Source organism: Microbacterium xylanilyticum, assembly GCF_054654695.1.
This window is the reverse complement of the sequence record NZ_BAAIEN010000002.1, coordinates 1,280,590-1,297,966: the sequence shown is the minus strand read 5'-3', so window position 1 is coordinate 1,297,966 and position 17,377 is coordinate 1,280,590. Positions and strand designations below refer to the sequence as shown.

Annotated in this window: 14 protein-coding genes and 1 pseudogene; 3 read left to right on the top strand and 12 right to left on the bottom strand. The window is 71.2% G+C overall.

What is annotated here, in order from left to right:
- The first annotated feature begins 852 nt into the window (after positions 1-852).
- Positions 853-1,044 carry a DUF559 domain-containing protein gene (locus tag ACYQ1L_RS06650; RefSeq protein WP_460003444.1) on the top strand — a complete coding sequence of 64 codons (192 nt, stop codon included), beginning with the start codon at positions 853-855 and terminating at the stop codon, positions 1,042-1,044.
- Positions 1,045-1,181: 137 nt separating this feature from the next.
- Here the strand turns inward: ACYQ1L_RS06650 and ACYQ1L_RS06645 are convergent, their stop codons facing one another.
- The 6 genes from ACYQ1L_RS06645 to truB form a co-directional block, all read right to left on the bottom strand.
- The gene (locus ACYQ1L_RS06645; protein WP_460003443.1) at positions 1,182-2,210 is read right to left on the bottom strand and encodes a 6-phosphofructokinase; all 1,029 of its coding nucleotides are present in this window, start codon (positions 2,208-2,210) and stop codon (positions 1,182-1,184) included.
- Positions 2,211-2,426: 216 nt separating this feature from the next.
- Complete coding sequence (locus tag ACYQ1L_RS06640; RefSeq protein ID WP_460003442.1) at positions 2,427-4,571, bottom strand: DEAD/DEAH box helicase; 2,145 nt, start codon at positions 4,569-4,571, stop codon at positions 2,427-2,429.
- Between the two features lie 254 nt (positions 4,572-4,825).
- Complete coding sequence (locus ACYQ1L_RS06635; RefSeq protein WP_460003441.1) at positions 4,826-5,791, bottom strand: bifunctional riboflavin kinase/FAD synthetase; 966 nt, start codon at positions 5,789-5,791, stop codon at positions 4,826-4,828.
- Positions 5,788-6,213: a hypothetical protein gene (locus ACYQ1L_RS06630; RefSeq protein ID WP_460005771.1), complete on the bottom strand. Its 426-nt coding sequence runs from the start codon at positions 6,211-6,213 to the stop codon at positions 5,788-5,790. The genes ACYQ1L_RS06635 and ACYQ1L_RS06630 overlap by 4 nt, the downstream gene beginning before the upstream one ends.
- Positions 6,214-6,352: 139 nt before the next feature.
- Positions 6,353-6,724 (bottom strand): hypothetical protein, encoded by a 372-nt coding sequence (locus ACYQ1L_RS06625; protein ID WP_460003440.1) that lies wholly within the window; start codon positions 6,722-6,724, stop codon positions 6,353-6,355.
- Complete coding sequence (gene truB, locus ACYQ1L_RS06620) at positions 6,721-7,632, bottom strand: tRNA pseudouridine(55) synthase TruB (protein WP_460003439.1); 912 nt, start codon at positions 7,630-7,632, stop codon at positions 6,721-6,723. The genes ACYQ1L_RS06625 and truB overlap by 4 nt, the downstream gene beginning before the upstream one ends.
- An 87-nt stretch (positions 7,633-7,719) precedes the next feature.
- Here truB and ACYQ1L_RS06615 point away from each other — a divergent pair, with 87 nt between their 5' ends.
- The gene (locus ACYQ1L_RS06615) at positions 7,720-8,616 is read left to right on the top strand and encodes an HhH-GPD family protein (protein WP_460003438.1); all 897 of its coding nucleotides are present in this window, start codon (positions 7,720-7,722) and stop codon (positions 8,614-8,616) included.
- 21 nt (positions 8,617-8,637) lie between these two features.
- Here the strand turns inward: ACYQ1L_RS06615 and ACYQ1L_RS06610 are convergent, their stop codons facing one another.
- The 5 genes from ACYQ1L_RS06610 to nusA form a co-directional block, all read right to left on the bottom strand.
- Positions 8,638-10,833, bottom strand: coding sequence for a helix-turn-helix transcriptional regulator (locus ACYQ1L_RS06610; RefSeq protein WP_460003437.1), 2,196 nt, complete (start codon positions 10,831-10,833; stop codon positions 8,638-8,640).
- A gap of 203 nt (positions 10,834-11,036) precedes the next feature.
- A complete protein-coding gene (rbfA, locus tag ACYQ1L_RS06605; RefSeq protein WP_460003436.1) occupies positions 11,037-11,468 on the bottom strand; it encodes a 30S ribosome-binding factor RbfA in 432 nt (143 codons plus the stop codon).
- A gap of 147 nt (positions 11,469-11,615) precedes the next feature.
- A complete protein-coding gene (infB, locus tag ACYQ1L_RS06600; protein ID WP_460003435.1) occupies positions 11,616-14,393 on the bottom strand; it encodes a translation initiation factor IF-2 in 2,778 nt (925 codons plus the stop codon).
- 59 nt (positions 14,394-14,452) lie between these two features.
- Positions 14,453-14,743: a YlxR family protein gene (locus ACYQ1L_RS06595; protein ID WP_460003434.1), complete on the bottom strand. Its 291-nt coding sequence runs from the start codon at positions 14,741-14,743 to the stop codon at positions 14,453-14,455.
- 63 nt (positions 14,744-14,806) lie between these two features.
- Positions 14,807-15,793 (bottom strand): transcription termination factor NusA, encoded by a 987-nt coding sequence (nusA, locus tag ACYQ1L_RS06590; protein WP_460003433.1) that lies wholly within the window; start codon positions 15,791-15,793, stop codon positions 14,807-14,809.
- 65 nt (positions 15,794-15,858) lie between these two features.
- Between nusA and ACYQ1L_RS06585 the strand changes: the two are divergent.
- A pseudogene (locus ACYQ1L_RS06585) lies at positions 15,859-16,131 on the top strand (nucleotide disphospho-sugar-binding domain-containing protein); the annotation flags it as partial.
- Positions 16,132-16,271: 140 nt separating this feature from the next.
- Here the strand turns inward: ACYQ1L_RS06585 and ACYQ1L_RS06580 are convergent.
- Entirely contained in the window at positions 16,272-17,312 is a 1,041-nt protein-coding gene (locus tag ACYQ1L_RS06580; RefSeq protein ID WP_460003432.1) for an LOG family protein, read from the bottom strand.
- Positions 17,313-17,377: the final 65 nt, after the last annotated feature.

Genomic DNA, 17,377 nt, shown 5'->3' with positions numbered 1-17,377 from the left:
CGCCGTGGTCCGCCGAGCACGGGACGGGCCTCCGGCCTCGCCCCCAGACGAGGCGCATTGACCGAGATCAGGTGGATGTCCACAGATCCGCCTGATCTCGGTCGAAAGACCTGTTGCCGGGAAGCGGCGCATTCGTCCTCCACAATCGGAGACCTCCGATTCCATTGTGGACAACCCGGATTCCGACTCCACGACCGTTCAGGCTGTCCGAATGGACCTGCTCTCCTGGCTCGCCGAGCACCACGGCATCGCGCACACCTCGGACCTGTATCGGGCCGGATTCAGCAAGCACGGGATCGCGGGCGCCGTGGCGCAGGGCCTTGTCACCCGCATCCGCAGGTCATGGATCCTGGGTCCGGGCGCGAGTGAGGCATCCACTCACGCGGCGCGCTTCGGCGGCCGGGTGTCGTGCGTGACACAGGCGAAAGCGCTGGGTCTGTGGACGCCGGACGCGTCCGTGTGCCATATCGCCGTTCCCGCGAAGACAGCCGGCACGCAGGATCCCGCCGTGCGGCTCCACTGGGCGCAGGGGCCTGCACCCTTCGCACCGCGGGCGGTCGCCGACCCCGTCATCAACGTGCTCTTCCATGTCGCACGCTGCCAGCCCGCCTCGGATGCGCTCGCGATCTGGGAGTCGGCTCTGCGCAGCAAGCTGATCGGCGTGGACGTTCTCCAGCGCATCGAATGGCACTCGACCCGTGCACGTAGACTCGCGCGAGCGGCGGGCGCGCTCTCCGATTCCGGACTGGAGACCCACTTCGTCGAGCTCATGCGTCAGATCGGCGTGGCGGTGCGGCAGCAGGTCTGGCTCGACGGCCACCCAGTGGACATCGTCACGGTGATCGTCTCGTCGTGCAACTCGATGGCTTCGAACATCACAGCGGAGCCGAGCAGCGCCGCCGAGACATCCGCGCCGATGCCCGTCTGGCCTTGCGCGGTTACACCGTGCTGAGGTTCGACTACGCGCAGGTGATGTTCGAGCAGGCATTCGTGCAGGAGACCGTGCGTGCCGCGATGGCGCAGGGCCTCCACCTTGCACGCTGAATTCGCCGAAAGCCCGAACTGCCGCTCCGGATCCCGAGACGAGGTCGATCGACCGAGAAGAGGCGGATCCGTGATTGTCTTCCGGATCTGGGTCAATCGACCCGATCTGGGAAGCGAATGAGATGCGGCGCGCCGGGTCAGCCGAACAGAGTCGCCGCGGCGTCGTAGCGGTTGCGCGGAACCGTGTTGAGTTCGCCCAGGGCGTCCGCGAACGGCACCCGCACGATCTCGGTGGCGTGCAGCGCGACCATCTGTCCCCACGCCCCCTCGACGACCGCATCCGCGGCGTGCATGCCGAGGCGGGTCGCGAGGACCCGGTCGAAGGCGGACGGCGCGCCACCGCGCTGGATGTGACCGAGGATCGTCGCACGGGTCTCGATGCCCGTGAGCCGCTCGATCTCGGGGGCGAGCAGATCGCCGATGCCGCCGAGCCGCGGGCGGTTGAAGGCGTCCAGGCCCTTGTCGCTGTACGCCTCGTCCATGTCCTTGAGCTTGAAGCCCTCGGAGACCACGACGAGCGGAGCCCGCCCGCGATCGTTCGCGCTCGTCACGAGAGCGGCGATCTCGTCGAGCGACATCGGCACCTCGGGGATGCAGATCACGTGCGCCCCGGCCGCGATTCCCGCGTGCAGGGCGATCCAGCCGACGTGGCGGCCCATGACCTCGGCGACCATGCAGCGCCGGTGGGAATCACCGGTGGTGCGCAGCCGGTCCATCGCCTCGGTCGCGATGTTGACGGCCGTGTCGAAGCCGAACGAGTAGTCGGTGGCGCGCAGGTCGTTGTCGATGGTCTTGGGCACCCCGACGACGTTGATCCCCTCCTTGAACAGGCGGTCCGCGGCGGCGAGCGTACCCTCGCCGCCGATCGCGATGATGCCGTCGATCTTGTGGCCGAACAGCGTCTTGGCGATGTTCTCCGCGCCGCCGCGCGGGCCCTCGTAGGGGTTCGTGCGGCTGGTGCCGAGGATCGTTCCGCCGACCTTCGAGAGGCCCTTGACCTCGTGCCGGGTGAGGGGGAAGAAGTCGCCGTCGACGACGCCGCGCCAGCCGTCGCGGATTCCGACGAATTCGAGGCCGTACGCCTCGGTGCCCTTGAGCACGATGCCGCGGATGACCGCGTTCAGGCCGGGGCAGTCGCCACCGCTGGTCAGGATGCCGATCTTCATGGGTCGTCCTCGGGAAGGGATGGGGGAAAAGAAGCGCGGCACCATTGCCTCGTTCGACCCTAGTGCCCAACAGCACCTCGGCGCCATTCCGGGTCGCCGAAAACCGGGATTCTTACAACGCGGATCCCCGACTTTCGGCCTTCTTGACGAAGACCGGCGCTTCACCCCCCGAATCGAGAGGAAGAAGCGCCGTTCTTGACGGGCGTTCTGGCCGGTTCAGGCGCCGCCCAGCGCCTCCCGGAGCAGATGCATGAGCGCCGCCAGCTGCACCGACTCGCTCGCGCCCTCCTCCACGGCTTCGCCGTCGAGGGCCCGCGCGGCGAGCCCCTGCTTCTGGTCGATCAGCTCGGCGATCTTCGTGTCGAGCGTGTGCGCGGCGATGATGCGCCATGCGGTGACCGGCTCGTCCTGACCGATGCGGTGCACGCGGTCGATCGCCTGGGTCTGCTCGGCCGCCGTCCAGCTGAGCTCAGCCAGCACCACGTTCGACGCGGTCTGCAGGTTCACGCCGACGCCGGCCGCCGTCAGCGAGCAGACGGCGATCCCGACCTCGGGGTCGTTGTTGAACGCGTCGATCGCCTGCTGACGCGCAGGAGTGGACTGATCGCCGCGGATCGAGACCGCCCGGATCCCGGCAGCCGCGAAGTGCGCCTCCGCCTGATCCATGACGTCGATGTGCTTGGCGAAGAACACGACCTTGCCCACGGAGCGCTGCAGCTGCGCGGCGTAGTCGGCCGCGAGCAGCGCCTTGGCCTGGCCGATCTTGCGCACCATCGTGAAGACATTGTCGCCCCCGGTGCCGGCGGCCTTCGACTCCTCCAGCTCGCCATGGGCGACGAGACGGACGATGTCCTCGTCGATCTCGCCGTGCGCCAGGCCGCGGTCGCCGCGCGCCTCGATGATGCGACGGTACTTCGCCGCCATCCGCGCACCGAGCTCTGCTTCGGCCTGACGGATGCTCCGGCCGAACTCGTCGTCCAGCTGCACCGGCAGATCGGCGATGAGCTTGTCCGGCAGGTCGGCCGCGACGTCCTTCTTCTTGCGGCGCACGATGCCCATCGAGATGACCGCGTCCCTGGCTTCGCTGTAGAACGCCTTGTCCGCCGGCGTGAGCCCGGTCGCGTCGAGCTTGTCCGCCAGCTCCGGGGACGGGCGCTCGCCGTTCGTCCAGCCCAGGAAGCGCCAGATGGCGTCGAAGTCCTCGACGTCGTTGATCAGGGGGGTTCCGGTCAGCGCCATCAGCAGTGGGCGGCCGTTCGAGGACTGCTCGCGGATCCGTGAGGCGAGTGCGAGCACGTTCTGCGAGCGCTGCGAAGACAGGTTCTTGATGAAGTGCGCCTCGTCGACGACCATGCCGCGCAGGCCGATCTCGCCGAGCCAGGACAGGTGACGATCGAGGATCTCGTAGTTCACGATGAACACATCGGCGAAGGCGTCGACGTCCTGGCCGTCGCCCTGGATCACCGCGGCACGGCGCTGCGGCGTCCACCGCTCCACCTCGCGCGCCCAGTTCATCTTCACGACGTTCGGCACGACGACGAGCAGCGGGTAGGCATTGGCGACCGACGCGGCCAGGACCGACTGCGCGGTCTTACCCAGGCCGGGCTCGTCCGCGAGCAGGAACGAGCGGTGCCCCGCGCGCACCGCCTCCAGGAACCGCGACTGGTGCACCATCACCTCCAGCCCCTTCGGCGAGACGTGGTCGTACTCGGGCAGGGGCGGGAGCTCCATCGACGCCATACCGCCGCCGGCGCCCGTCTCGAACGACTTGTACAGCGGCCCCATCAGCTCCCAGCCGTCCAGGCGCCGGCGCGGGGTCGCGGCGGGGCGCGGGGTGAGGTCGGGGGCGCGGAACGGGTTCGCGAGCATCCGCGACTCGACCGAGGGCGGCGTCACCTGGCGCTCGGCGAGCGCCGCGGGCACGACGGGCGCCTGCTGCACGCGGACGACGTCCGCGATCACCAGCTCCTCCGGGGCGAGCTCGGCGCCGGACTCCAGCAGCCAGTCGCGGCGCATCCGCTTGGCGACGGGGCTCGTGGCCTGGTCCGCCTCGAGCAGCTGGATCAGCGACGTGTCGCGCGCGGCCGTCTTCGCCAGGATGGTCGCCACGCCGTCCAGGCGCTTGAGCAGCTCCGCGCGGGCGGCGTCGCCGAGCTCGGCGTCGCTCTTGACCCTGGCGCGCTCCTCGCGCACCAGGAACGCGATCACCTGGAACTTCACGCGGTTCGTGGGGCCGAGCTTCCCGTGCTGGGCCTTGGCCTCGACCTCGCGGACCTTGCGCGCGAGGATCGGGATCAGCGGCGCGTCTTCGTCTCGGCGCGACGTCTTCTTCCGCCGGGTGGCGGTCGCCGTGGTCGGCATGCTCCTCCTGAGCGTGGATGCCGTCCCACACGGACGGCGACTGGTCCGAACAATGACCGTCCGGACGGCGGTGCCTCCGGGCGATGCGATGTCCGCGGACGGCGACTGTCGGTCGGCAGTGCGCGGACCGGGCGGACGGCGAACCCCGCAGGCGTGCATCGCGCACGTCGAACACAACGGGTTCGCGGCCAGTTTACGCCACTCGCGCCGTCACTCGGTCACGCGGTGCGCGCGTCCGCGATTCTGCACGGGGCTCAGGGGCGCTCGAGGACCGGAGGCACGCCCAGCAGCTCCCGCGCCTCGGCGACGTCCGAGGCGATGCCTGCGATGAGCGCCTCCATGCTGTCGAAGGCGACCATGCCGCGCAGCCGGTGGGTGAACTCCACCGTCACGTCGTGGCCGTACAGATCGAGTCCCGCGCCGTCGATCACATGCGCCTCCACCTGACGCTGCGGGACGTCGTCGAAGGTGGGGTTCGTCCCGACGGAGATCGCGGCGGGATGCGTCTCGCCCGCGGTGTGGTCGACCAGGCGCCCGGCGTAGACGCCGTCGGCCGGCACCATCTCGTCGAGCAGGGCCGGGAGGTTCGCCGTGGGGAAGCCGAGCTCGCGGCCGCGCTTGAGACCGTGCACGACCTCCCCGCGCACGGAGACCGGGCGCCCCAGCACGGCTCCGGCGAGGGCGACATCGCCGGCCGCGAGCAGCTCACGCACCCACGACGAGGACACCCGGCGATCGGTGCCCTCGAGGAACACGTCCTCGATCTCATCGACCGTGAAGTCGAAGCGCTCCCCCAGCTGCGCCAGGAGCGCGGGTGTGCCGCTGCCGCCGCGACCGAAGCGGAAGTCCGGGCCCACCAGCACCGTGGCGACGTGCAGCGCGCCGACGAGGATCGACTCCACGAAATCCTCGGCGGTGCGCGCCGCCAGCTCCTCGTCGAACGTCAGCACCAGCACCGCATCCAGCCCGCACTCCGAGAGCAGCTCGATCTTGCGCTCCACGGACACCAGGTCGTCCGGGCAGCGATCGGGGCGCAGCACGCTGAGCGGGTTGCGGTCGAACGTCACCGCGACGGTCTTCGCGCCGGTGCGGGCGGCATCCTGCTGCGCGCGTCGGAACACGGCGCGATGGCCGGAGTGCACGCCGTCGAACTTTCCGATCGCGGCGACCGTCCGGCCGAAGTCGGCGGGGACGTCGGCCGGATCCCGGAAGACGATCATGCGGCGGATCCTTCTGACGCCGGCGCGGCACCTGACGCCGGCGGTGAGGGCCGGTGCGAGATCAGCCACCACAGGCCCACCATCGGCAGGAACAGCGGGATGAGGACGTAGCCGAGGCCGAACTGCGACCACACGGTCTGGTGCTGGAAGAGCGCGGGATGCGTGAGGCTCAGGGTGCCGACGACGAGCACCCCGACGAGCTCGAACGCGATGGCGACCCAGGCCACGCGATACCAGCCGGGGCGGCCGGAGAGGATCAGCGCGAGCGTGGCCACGATGTAGACCACGGCCGAGACGGCGGACAGGGTGTAGGCGAGCGGAGCCTGGTCGAAGGCGCGCGCGATCTGCACGAAGGACCGGCCGGTCGCGCCGAGCGCCATCACCGCGTACACGATCACGAGCACGCGCCCGATGCCGCGCATCCGCGGCCGCACCGGAGCGGTTTCGGACGCGCCCTCCGGCTGGGAGGAGGAGTCGGACGGGGTCGTGGGATGCGCGGTGCTCATGGCATGTCCATTCTACGGAACCGCGCTGACGTGACGGCCCCTGAGGGACAGTCGCTCAGCCGTGCATCGGGGTCGTCCAGATCACCTGCATCCGCCAGATCATCACCGCCAGCGAGAGGGCGACGACGCCCATGATCACCGTGCTCCATCGGGATCGTTCCAGCAGTGCCCACAGCCCGCCGCCGATCGGCAGCAGCACGGCCGACACCAGGTACACGCCGTACTCGAGCGGATCGCCGAGTGCTGGGTTCCCCGCGAACGGGGAGACGATCGCCATCACCACCTGCACGATCAGGAGCAGTTCGATGAGGGCCAGGGATCCGACCGTCCAGTCGCCGGGGCGCTTGCCCGCGAAGCCCATGACGAGGCAGAACAGGCCGGCCGCGACGGCGACCGCGATCTGCACAGCGGTGAACCACAGGATCATGACGCCCCCTCCGGCATGTTCATGGCGCTCTTCAGATCGTCGCCGCGGCGTTCCACGATCCCGATCAGCGCCCCGTCGGGATCGATCGCTGCGGCACGGACGCCCTCGAGTCTGCCACGCTGTCCGACCAGGCGCTTTCCGTGGCGGAGGTCGACGGCCTCCTGCGCGGTCACCGGGAGCACAGGCAGGATCCGGCCCGCGGCCTCGGCCGCCGTGAGCGGCCGTGCGTCGGCGAGCCCCTCGAGCCCCGTCGCCTCCGCGACGTCGAACGGGCCGACCCGTGTGCGCCGCAGTGCCGTGAGGTGCGCCCCGACGCCGAGCGCGGCCCCGAGGTCGCGGGCGAGCGCGCGGATGTACGTGCCGGAGGAGCAGTCGACGATCACGTCGAGGTCGCGCGTCCCGGCCCCTGAGCCTGTCGCGGGGCCTGGGCGATCGGCGAGCACGTCGAAGCGGGAGACGACCACCTCGCGGGCGGCGAGGACGACCTCCTCCCCCGCGCGCACCCGGTCGTAGGCCCGGCGTCCGTCGACCTTGATCGCGGAGACGGCGCTCGGCACCTGCGAGATCGCGCCGGTGAGGGCCGAAACACCGGCATCGATCTCCTCCACGCTGAGGGCGGCGACGCGCTCCGGGTCGGCGACGGCGGTGATGTCGCCGTCCGCATCGTCGGTTCCGGTGCTCTGGCCCAGCCGGATCGTGGCGCGGTACGTCTTGTCGGCGCCGACCACGAACGTCAGGAGCCGCGTGGCGGCCTCGATGCCGATGACGAGCAGACCCGTGGCCATCGGATCGAGGGTGCCGGCGTGACCGACCTTCCGGGTGCCGAACGCCCGGCGGGTGCGGGCGACGACGTCGTGACTCGTCATCCCGCCCGGCTTGTCGACGAGCAGGATCCCGCTGGTTGCCATCCCCCCAGCCTATTGGGACCCGGTGCGCCTCGTGGACCGCAGCACGAGCGCGTCCCGCCACGACCAGGGAGGGTAGCGTGGACTCCCGTGCCCGAGTCACCTGCCGACGCGCCGATCGGCCCCGCGCTCATCGCCTGGTACCGCGCGCATGCCCGCGACCTGCCGTGGCGGCGGCCCGAATACCTCGCGCAGTACGGGGCGTGGGGCGTGCTGGTGAGCGAGTTCATGCTGCAGCAGACTCCCGTCGCGCGCGTGATCCCGCATCTGCAGGCGTGGCTCGCGCGGTGGCCGGACCCGCGCGCGCTCGCGTCCGCGACCGGCGCCGAAGTGCTGCAGCAGTGGGCGAACCTGGGCTATCCGCGACGTGCGCTCTGGCTCCACGGGGCGGCGACGGCGATCCGCGATCAGCACGACGGCGTCACGCCTCGCGACGTGGCATCGCTGCTCGCTCTGCCCGGCATCGGCGACTACACGGCGCGTGCCGTGGCCGTCTTCGCCTTCGGGGATCGGCACCCCGTCGTCGACACCAACACACGGCGCGTCATCGCGCGGGCCGTGCACGGCAGGGCTCAGCCCGGCCCGCCCTCGCGGCGCGACCTCGACGACATGCTCGCACTGCTCCCCGCCGCTGCCGAGGATGCCGCGGTGGTGAACGCCGCGACCATGGAGCTGGGCGCGACCCTGTGCACCGCCCGCTCCCCCGAGTGCGATCGCTGCCCCCTCGCGCCGACGTGCGCCTGGCGTGCGGCCGGGTATCCCGCGAGCGAGGACCGGCGGCGCAAGCAGGCGCGCTACGAGGGATCGGATCGGCAGGCGCGCGGGGGCGTGCTGCGCGCGCTCCGGCACGCAGACGGCCATCGCCTGCCGGCCGACGCCGTGATGGCGGAATGGCCGGATCCGGCGCAGCGCTACCGTGCCATCGACTCCCTCATCGCCGACGGCCTGGTCGAGGCGTTCGACGGAGAACTCCGGCTGCCCCGCTGAGGCTGCGCGCGATCGCGCGACTCAGAGATGCTTATCGGTCCGGTGAGCGAGCACGGTGAGCTCATGCCGGGTGCGCACGTCGAGCTTGGCGAAGATCCGCCCTCCATGCACTTCCACGGTGCGCACCGAGACATGCAGGGCCAGCGCGATCTCGCGGTTGCTGCAACCCTCCGCCATCAGCAGCGCGACCTCGAGCTCGCGCGTCGTGAGGACCGGCTCCCACGCTGCACGGCACACCTCGAGGGGCGACGATCCGCCTCTGTCGGCTTCGCTCGCACCGCCCCGCCGGTGCTGCTCGGCCAGTGTGCGCAGCCGGCGATCCACCATGTCGCGCCAGGCCAGGGCGCCGGCCTCTTCGAAGAGACTCCGGGCCGCGCGCAGGTGCCGCACGCCACGCCCCCGGTCGCCCCGCGCCGCGCACGATGACCCCAGCAGCGCCTCCACCCTGGCGCGCTCGAAGGGCGAGCGGATCCCTCTGCTCTCCTCGGTCACGGCATCGAGGTCGGTGCGCCACGACGCCTCCCGTGCCGCGCGCACCCGTTCGCGGAGCGCGCGAGCCGCGGTGGCATCCGATGGCTCCGGCGCGTCCGGTGCTCCCAGCGGCCCGATCTCGTCCAGCCCGGGTACCCCGAACGGCTCCGAGGGCCGGCCCTGGTCGTGCCAGAGTCCCAGGTGCACCGCCGCCTCGTCGCTGCGTCCCTGCAGATAGGCGCGGATCGCACGGTCGACGAACCCGCCGGGCCCGCACGGCCATGGCACTGCGGTCTCGAGGTCGCGTGAGCGCTGCCCGACCCTGCCGTCGACGGCGAGATCGAGCCGACGGGACAGCGTCACGGCGAGCCCGGCGAACGGCAGCGCGACCGGAAGCTCGGCGGCGGCGGAGCGCAGCAGTTCCCGGGCCACGCCCATCCGTCCAGCCCACATGTGAAGCAGCACCTCGGCGACCGCACGGCGCGCGCGGAGCAGAGGCGCCTGCACCGGCAGCCCCGCGATCACCTCCGCGGCCTCACGCGGAGCCGGCTCGGCGAGGGCACGGAGCCCGCCGTCCGGGTCGCCGCCCACTCCGAGACCGAGGGCGTGCGCGACGCGCTCGATGCCGTCGCCCGCTGCGGAAGCGCCCCCGCTCGAGCGCTCCCCCGCCAGCGCCGCACGCCACGCCTGCAGCGCCGCGCCCTCCTCGGCGCCGAGCTGCAGCCGCCCACCGGCGGTGAACCAGGCCGCGCCGCGCTCGCGATCGCCGAGCTCCGCGCAGAGGGCTGCACCCACCATCGATGCGCGGCGGAACTCGGGTCCTGCCGCGCCCTCGGGGATCACCGCGTCGGGCGCCGGGGCCGTACCGTGCCGCAGCGTGTGCGCGAGGACGAGCACCTCGGCGGCCTCCCCGCGAGGGGCGCCGTCGATGCGCGACGACCGCTCCGCGCACTCCAGTGCATCGCTGACCCATCCGCCGGCCAGCGCGGCGCGCGCCGCCCACAGCAGCGCCGTCGCATGCGCCGTCGTTCCGGAGGGCGCATGTTCCACGGCCTCCACTGCGAGCGCCCAGGCGCGTGACGCGACTCCGCTCTGCAGGGCGGCGCGCGACTGCTCCAGCAGCGGCTCGACGAGCGCCGGGTCGCCGGCGGCAGAGGCGCACGCGCGGTGCCACACGGCCCCATCGGTGTCTTCCGCCTTGGCGAACGCGGTCGCCAGCACGCGATGGGCGCTGGCGCGATCCGCGGGGGTCGAGACCGCCAGCAGGGACGTGCGCAGCGCGGGGTCCGCCAGGCGGAAGCTGCCGCCGTGCACCTCCAGGAGACGGTCCGGAGGCGATGCCATGAAGCGGTCCTCGGCGTGCTGCGTGATCTCACGAAGCACCGTGAGCGGCCCGCTGCCGCACAGCGCAAGAGCGAGCATCATGTCCGGATCGGTGTCGGCGGGCAGTTCGCCGGCGAGGCGGGCCGTGTGAGCGGGCAGTCGCGGCAGCGGGTCCGGCAGCACGCGCCAGCCACGACGATGCTCGGGGTCCAGCGCCGCCAGGAGCTCGCCCGCCATCGCGGGATCGCCGCCGCATGCCGTGAGAACGGCCGCGCGCACGTGCGGCGCTGCGGAGATCCGCTCAGGCGGGTCGGCGTGGCTGCCGAGCGGAGCGCGCCGCGCCGCCGCCGAGTCGCGACCATCGCCGACGGGCAGTCGCGTGTGGTGTCGCGCCGCCGGGCGCGCCTGTTTCGTGCCATCCATGTCGCGCAGCCCCCCGCTGTCCTCGACTGCGCGCACCGTCGCGCGCGTTCGTCGGATGCTAGCAAGAGCCACCCGGATCACCAAAGTTCTTGAACCCGGTGGAAGAAGTCGCCGTCCGGCCAATCGGCACGCGAAAGGCCCCGGGACGATGTCCCGGGGCCTCGACGAATGCGCCGCATCTCCCTGCGGCGAGCGAGGATCCGTCAGTCCTGCGCGGAGTCCTCCTCGACCCGATACGGGTCGGCGTCGCCGGCGTAGCGGCCTGTGGCCGCCAGCTTCGCGACCTCCTCATCGCGCTCGCGCGCCTGGCGGAGGAGATCGCTGATTTGGTCTGCGTTCTCCGGGAGCGCATCGGGGATGAACTCGAGCGTCGGGACGAGCCGCACGCCGAGCTGCCGGCCGACCTCCTTGCGCAGGAGGCCCGTCGCAGAGGTCAGCGCGGCGCCGGACGCCACGCGCTCCTCCTCCGAGCCGAGCACCGTGTAGAACACGGACGCGTGCTGCAGGTCGCCCGTGACGCGCACGTCGGTGATCGTCACGAAGCCGAGGCGCGGATCCCGCAGCCCCTTCTCGAGCCGCTCGGCGAGGATGACGCGGATCCGATCCGCGAGTCGTGCCTGTCGTTCTCCGGCCATGTCCCTACCCTCTCACCTCTTCATCCGCCCGCCCGCTGAATTGCTGGCGGAGCCGGCAGGCATCCTGAGGCGGCCGTCGGGGCGCCCGCGAAGCGGGCCGGGGCCCCGTAAGGCCGACTCAGGATGCCGAACGGCGAAACCACGAACTCAGCCGCGCGGCTTCTCCACCATCTCGGTCGTCTCGATCTCGTCGCCGACCTGGATGTCGTTGTACTTGCCGAGGCCGATACCCGCCTCGAAGTCCGTGCGGACCTCGGTGACGTCGTCCTTGAAGCGGCGCAGCGACTCGATGCTCAGGCCGTCGGCGATGACCACGCCGTCGCGGATGACGCGCGCCTTGGCGTTGCGCGTGATCGTGCCCGAGCGGACGATGACACCGGCGATGTTGCCGAACTTCGAGGAGCGGAACACCTCGCGGATCTCGGCGACGCCCGACTGGACTTCTTCGAACTCCGGCTTGAGCATGCCCTTGAGGGAGTTCTCGATCTCGTCGATCGCGGTGTAGATGACCGAGTAGAACCGCACGTCCACGCCCTCGCGGGCGGCGGCCTCGCGGGCCTTCGTGTCGGGGCGGACGTTGAAGCCCACGATGATCGCATTGTCGATCGTCGCCAGGTTCACGTCGCTCTCGGTGATCGCGCCGACGCCGCGGTGGATGATGCGCAGCTGCACCGAGTCGTCGACCTCGATCTTGAGCAGCGACTCCTCCAGCGCCTCCACGGCACCGGACACGTCGCCCTTGATGATGAGGTTGAGCGTCTCGACCTTGCCCTCTTCCAGAGCGCGGGTGAAGTCCTCGAGCGAGATGCGCTTGCGGGCCTTGGCCAGCTGCGCGTTGCGCTCGACGGCCTCGCGCTTCTCCGCGATCTGACGGGCCGTGCGGTCCTCGTCGGTCACGATGAAGACGTCGCCGGCACGCGGGACCGAGTTCAGACCCTGCACCTGCACCGGGCGGGACGGAGCCGCGGCCTCGACCGCGTCGCCGTTCTCGTCGATCATGGCGCGCACGCGGCCGTAGGCGGTGCCTGCGACGATCGCGTCGCCCACGCGGAGCGTTCCGGACTGGATGAGCACCGTCGCCACCGAACCACGGCCCTTGTCGAGCTTCGCCTCGATGGCGATGCCTCGGGCGGCCTTGTTCGGGTTGGCGGTGAGGTCCAGGCCCGCGTCCGCGGTGAGCAGCACCGCATCCAGGAGCTCCTGGATGCCGGTGCCGGCTCGCGCCGACACGTCGACGAACATGACGTCGCCGCCGTACTCCTCGGCGACCAGGCCGTATTCGGTCAGCTGCTGACGCACCTTGGCCGGGTTGGCCTCGGGCTTGTCGACCTTGTTGACCGCGACCACGATCGGCACGTTCGCCGCCTGGGCGTGGTTCAGCGCCTCCACCGTCTGCGGCATGATGCCGTCGTCGGCGGCGACCACGAGGATGGCGATGTCGGTCACCTGCGCACCACGGGCACGCATGGCGGTGAACGCCTCGTGACCCGGGGTGTCGATGAAGGTGATCGCACGCTCGATGCCCTCGTGCTCGGTCCACACCTGGTACGCACCGATGTGCTGCGTGATGCCGCCGGCCTCGCCCTCGATGACGTTGGTCTTGCGGATCGCGTCGAGCAGTCGGGTCTTACCGTGGTCGACGTGGCCCATGACGGTGACCACCGGGGGCCGGATCTCGAGGTCTTCCTCGCTCTCCGCCTCCAGCTCGGCCTCGAGGTCGAGACCGAAGCCCTCCAGGAGCTCCTTGTCCTCGTCCTCGGGCGACACCATCTGCACCTTGTAGCCCAGCTCGGCGCCGAGCACCTCGAAGGTGGCCTCGTCCAGCGACTCCGTCGCCGTGGCCATCTCACCGAGGTTGAAGAGGATCGTGACGAGCGTTCCGGGCTGGACGGTGTAGCCGTTCAGCGCCTCGAGCTTGTCCGCGAAGTCCGCGATGGAGGCACCGCGGCGCAGACGGATCGTCTCGCCGTTGCCCTTGGAGACGTTGACGCCGCCGACGACCGGCGCCGACCGCATCTCGAACTCCTGCCGCTTCGCCCGCCGCGACTTGCGCTGCTTGCTCTTGCCGCCGCCCTTGCCGAACGCACCCGCGGTACCGCCGCCGGGGCCGCGGCCACGGCCGCCACCGCCGGGACGTCCGGCGAAACCGCCGGCCGGGGCGCCGCCGGGGCGCTGGAAGCCACCGGCACCGGCACCGGCGCCGGGACGACCGGGGCCGCCCGTGCGCTGCTGGAACGGAGCGCCGGGGCGACCGCCGCCCTGACCCGGACGACCGGGACGACCCGCACCCTGACCGGGGCGGGGCGCGCCGACGCGCGGGGAGCCGGGACGCGGCGCCTGCGGACGCGGGATGTTGCCCGGGGTCGGACGCTGGCCCATCCCCTGCTGCGATGCGAACGGGTTGTTGCCCGGACGCGGGCCCGCGGGACGCTGCCCCATGCCCTGCGACGAGGCGAACGGGTTGTTACCCGGACGCGGAGCGCCGGGCTTGGGCGCCGCCGAGCCACCGGGCTTGGGCGCTGCCGAACCGCCGGGCTTGGGCGCCGAGGACTTCTCCACCGCGGGAGCCGCGGGAGCAGCCGGTGCGGCGGGAGCCGCCGGCTTGGCCGCCGCGGGAGCGGCCGGTGCGGGTGCGGCCTCGGCCGGCTTGGCCGGGCCCGGCTTGGGGCCGGGGGTCGGCGCCTTCGGGCCGGGCGTGGGCGCACCGGGGGTGGCCGTGCTCTTCGCGGGAGCGGCGGCCGGGGCAGGCGCGCCGGCGGGCTTGTCGGCCTCGATGGCAGCGCGCAGCTTGCGCGCCACCGGGGGCTCGATGGTGGATGAGGGGGACTTCACGAACTCGCCGAGCTCCTTGAGCTTCGCGAGTGCGAACTTGCTGTCGACGCCGAGTTCAGCGGCGATCTCGTGCACGCGTGGTTTACCAGCCACAATTCTCCTGTCAGGGTCGGTCGGCCCTGGCAGGGCAGACCACTAGTCGCGGACGGGTCTCATTTCGAGCCGTTCACTTTGTTTCCATAGCCGTTCAGCCGTTTCTCGAGGGTCTGCATGTTCTCTGCTTCCGGGAATTCCAGGGCAGTGGACACACGGAGCGCACGGGCGAAGGCGCGACGCCGCAGAGCGGTATCCACGCACTCCGGCGTCGGATGCACCCACGCACCCCGCCCCGGCATCACAGCCCGCTCGTCGAAGACGAGTGAATTGTTCCGGATGACCACCCTGAGCAGGGAGGCACGAGATGCACGAGCGCGGCAACCGACACACGTTCGTACAGGTTCCATGTTACACCTCGGATCCTGAGCGCCGGCGCGCAGCGCCGGTCGGGCGCACACCGGGTCGGCAGATCACGCTTCGAGGATCGAGTCCGGCTGGATGTCGATCTTGGCGCCGGTGAGCTTCGCGGCGAGACGGGCGTTCTGCCCCTCCTTGCCGATCGCGAGCGACAGCTGGTAGTCGGGGACGAGCGCGCGCACGGCCTTGGTCCCGGCGTCGAGGACGAAGGCGCTGGTCACCTTGGCGGGAGACAGGGCGTGCGCGACGAACGTCGCCAGATCCTGGTGGTAGTCGACGATGTCGATCTTCTCCCCCGCCAGCTCTTCGGTGACGGCGCGGACGCGTCGGCCGAGCTCTCCGATGCAGGCGCCCTTCGCGTTGATGGACGGGTCGTTCGCCTTCACCGCGATCTTGCTGCGATGTCCGGCCTCGCGCGCGAGCGCCACGATCTCGACCAGGCCGGCCGCGATCTCCGGCACTTCGAGGGCGAAGAGCTTGCGGACCAGTCCGGGATGCGTGCGGGAGACCGTGATCGAGGGGCCCTTGGCGCCCTTGGCCACGGAGGTCACGTAGACGCGGATGCGAGAGCCGTGGGTGTACTCCTCGCCGGGCACCTGCTCCTCGGGCGGGAGGATCGCCTCGACGGATCCGAGGTCGACGTGGATCATGCGCGGGTTGGGGCCCTGCTGGATCACGCCGGCGACGATGTCGCCCTCCTTGCCGCGGAACTCGCCCAGCACGGCGTCGTCGGCGATGTCGCGCAGGCGCTGCCCGATGACCTGCTTCGCGGCGAAGGCGGCGATCCGGCCGAAGTCATCCGGCGTGGAGTCCTCCTCGCCGATGATGACGCCCTCTTCGTCGCGCACAGGCACCAGCACTGCCACGTGTCCGGTCTTGCGGTCGAGCTCGACACGGGCGCCTTCGGTCAGCGACCCCTCGTTCGACTCGTGCTTGGCGTAGGCGGTCAGGACGGACTGTTCGATGATCGCGACCAGCTCGTCGAAGGGGATCTCCTTCTCCCGCTCGATCGTGCGCAGCAATCCGAGATCGATATCCATGACGGCCTCCCTGTTCAGCTCTCGTCGGCGCGCACCCGCACGCACGACATCCGTACAACGATACCGTGGCCGCGGCCGTCCCGGCGAAGCGGACGAACCGGCGCGGGCGCGAGGCTCTCAGCCACGGCGGCCTCAGCACCGCGTTCCGTTCCCTCGCGCACGGCGTGCCGTTGCTGCTGATGCCGATGAACCCGCTGCTCGATCAGCCGATGGTGGCGCGTTCGATCCAGGAGGCCGGCGCCGGCCTCGTGCTGCCCCGCACCGCCGATCCGGCGACCATCGCGAATGCCGTGACACGCAGCCTGGGCGACCCCGGGTTCACGGCTGCATCCGCGGCGATCGGTGAGCGTCTGCGGAGTGCTGACGGCGCGGCGCGCGCCGCCGACGCCGTGGTCGGGCTTCTCGCCGCCCCGTCCCGTGACGGACGATCCCTGACGCTGCCGCGGGGACCTGCGCGACGCACTGCCGGAGCCGCGAGTCAGCGCTCTGGGGCGGACCCGAGTCGGTTGATCGCGCCGATGAGGCGGAACAGTCCGCCGACCGTACGCTGGTTCAGATGCAGGCAGATCCGCGGGAGCTCCAGCGCATCCTGGTCTGCGAGCTCCGCGGGCTGCGGCCCGCACGCCTCGATCCGGCCCGATGCGAGCAGAGTCCCGAACTGCGCATTCAGCTGCGCGATCTCGTCGGGCGTGGGCTCGGCGCGCAGGCGCATCACCAGCAGATCGCCGACCCAGCGCAGAGAGTCGTAGTTGCGCCAGAACCCGGTGATGACGGCGGCCGCCTCGGCGACGGAATCGGTGATCGTCACGCGGTCGAAGTCTCCCGGCGAGATCACACCGGTGGGGGCCAGCTCCTCCTGCACGAAACGCTCGAGGCCGTGCCAGAACCTGCCGCCGGGCTGATCCAGGAGCACGATCGGCATCGGCTCCGCCTTTCCGGTCTGCTGCAGGGTGAGCAGTTCGAACATCTCGTCCAGCGTGCCGAATCCGCCCGGAAGGCAGATGAACCCGCGCGACTCCTTCATGAGCATGAGCTTGCGCGTGAAGAAGTACTTCATCGCGACGACGTGCTCCTGCTCTGCCACGATCGTGTTGGCCTTCTCCTCGAAGGGGAGGCGGATGGAGACGCCGAGGGAGCGCTCCGGTCCCGCACCCTCGGCGGCAGCCTGCATGATCCCCGGGCCGGCGCCGGTCACGACCATCCATCCCTCCGCGGCGAGCGCGGCGGCCACGTCGCGTGCCTGCCGGTACAGGGGGTCGTCCTGGAGCGTGCGCGCGGATCCGAAGACCGTCACCTTGGAGACGCCGTGGAACGGCGCGAACAGGCGGAACGCATCCCGCATCTCGCTGAGCGCGGCCGAGGCGATCTTCAGGTCGAGCCGATCCGTGCGGTCCTCGCCGAGGAGCACCGCGGTCTGCAACATCCGCAGCACGAGGCGCCGGTCGGCGTACACCCCGGCGTCGTCGAGCACGGCGTTGATCTCGGCGCGCAGGGTCGGCGGCAGCAGTTCTTCGGTCATGCTCCCAGCGTGTCACGCGCGCGCGAACGCGGGGTGCCGCCGCGCGGCAGGCGCAGCGCAGCGCA

What these genes read in the sequence shown, in the direction of transcription:
- truB (WP_460003439.1), bottom strand. Translation starts at nt 7,632, where the DNA reads ATGGCAACCAGCGGGATCCTGCTCGTCGACAAGCCGGGCGGGATGACG.
- ACYQ1L_RS06595 (WP_460003434.1), bottom strand. Translation starts at nt 14,743, where the DNA reads ATGGAACCTGTACGAACGTGTGTCGGTTGCCGCGCTCGTGCATCTCGT.
- ACYQ1L_RS06625 (WP_460003440.1), bottom strand. Translation starts at nt 6,724, where the DNA reads ATGATCCTGTGGTTCACCGCTGTGCAGATCGCGGTCGCCGTCGCGGCC.
- ACYQ1L_RS06610 (WP_460003437.1), bottom strand. Translation starts at nt 10,833, where the DNA reads ATGGATGGCACGAAACAGGCGCGCCCGGCGGCGCGACACCACACGCGA.
- nusA (WP_460003433.1), bottom strand. Translation starts at nt 15,793, where the DNA reads ATGGATATCGATCTCGGATTGCTGCGCACGATCGAGCGGGAGAAGGAG.
- ACYQ1L_RS06635 (WP_460003441.1), bottom strand. Translation starts at nt 5,791, where the DNA reads ATGATCGTCTTCCGGGATCCGGCCGACGTCCCCGCCGACTTCGGCCGG.
- rbfA (WP_460003436.1), bottom strand. Translation starts at nt 11,468, where the DNA reads ATGGCCGGAGAACGACAGGCACGACTCGCGGATCGGATCCGCGTCATC.
- ACYQ1L_RS06640 (WP_460003442.1), bottom strand. Translation starts at nt 4,571, where the DNA reads ATGCCGACCACGGCGACCGCCACCCGGCGGAAGAAGACGTCGCGCCGA.
- ACYQ1L_RS06645 (WP_460003443.1), bottom strand. Translation starts at nt 2,210, where the DNA reads ATGAAGATCGGCATCCTGACCAGCGGTGGCGACTGCCCCGGCCTGAAC.
- ACYQ1L_RS06580 (WP_460003432.1), bottom strand. Translation starts at nt 17,312, where the DNA reads ATGACCGAAGAACTGCTGCCGCCGACCCTGCGCGCCGAGATCAACGCC.
- ACYQ1L_RS06630 (WP_460005771.1), bottom strand. Translation starts at nt 6,213, where the DNA reads ATGCGCGGCATCGGGCGCGTGCTCGTGATCGTGTACGCGGTGATGGCG.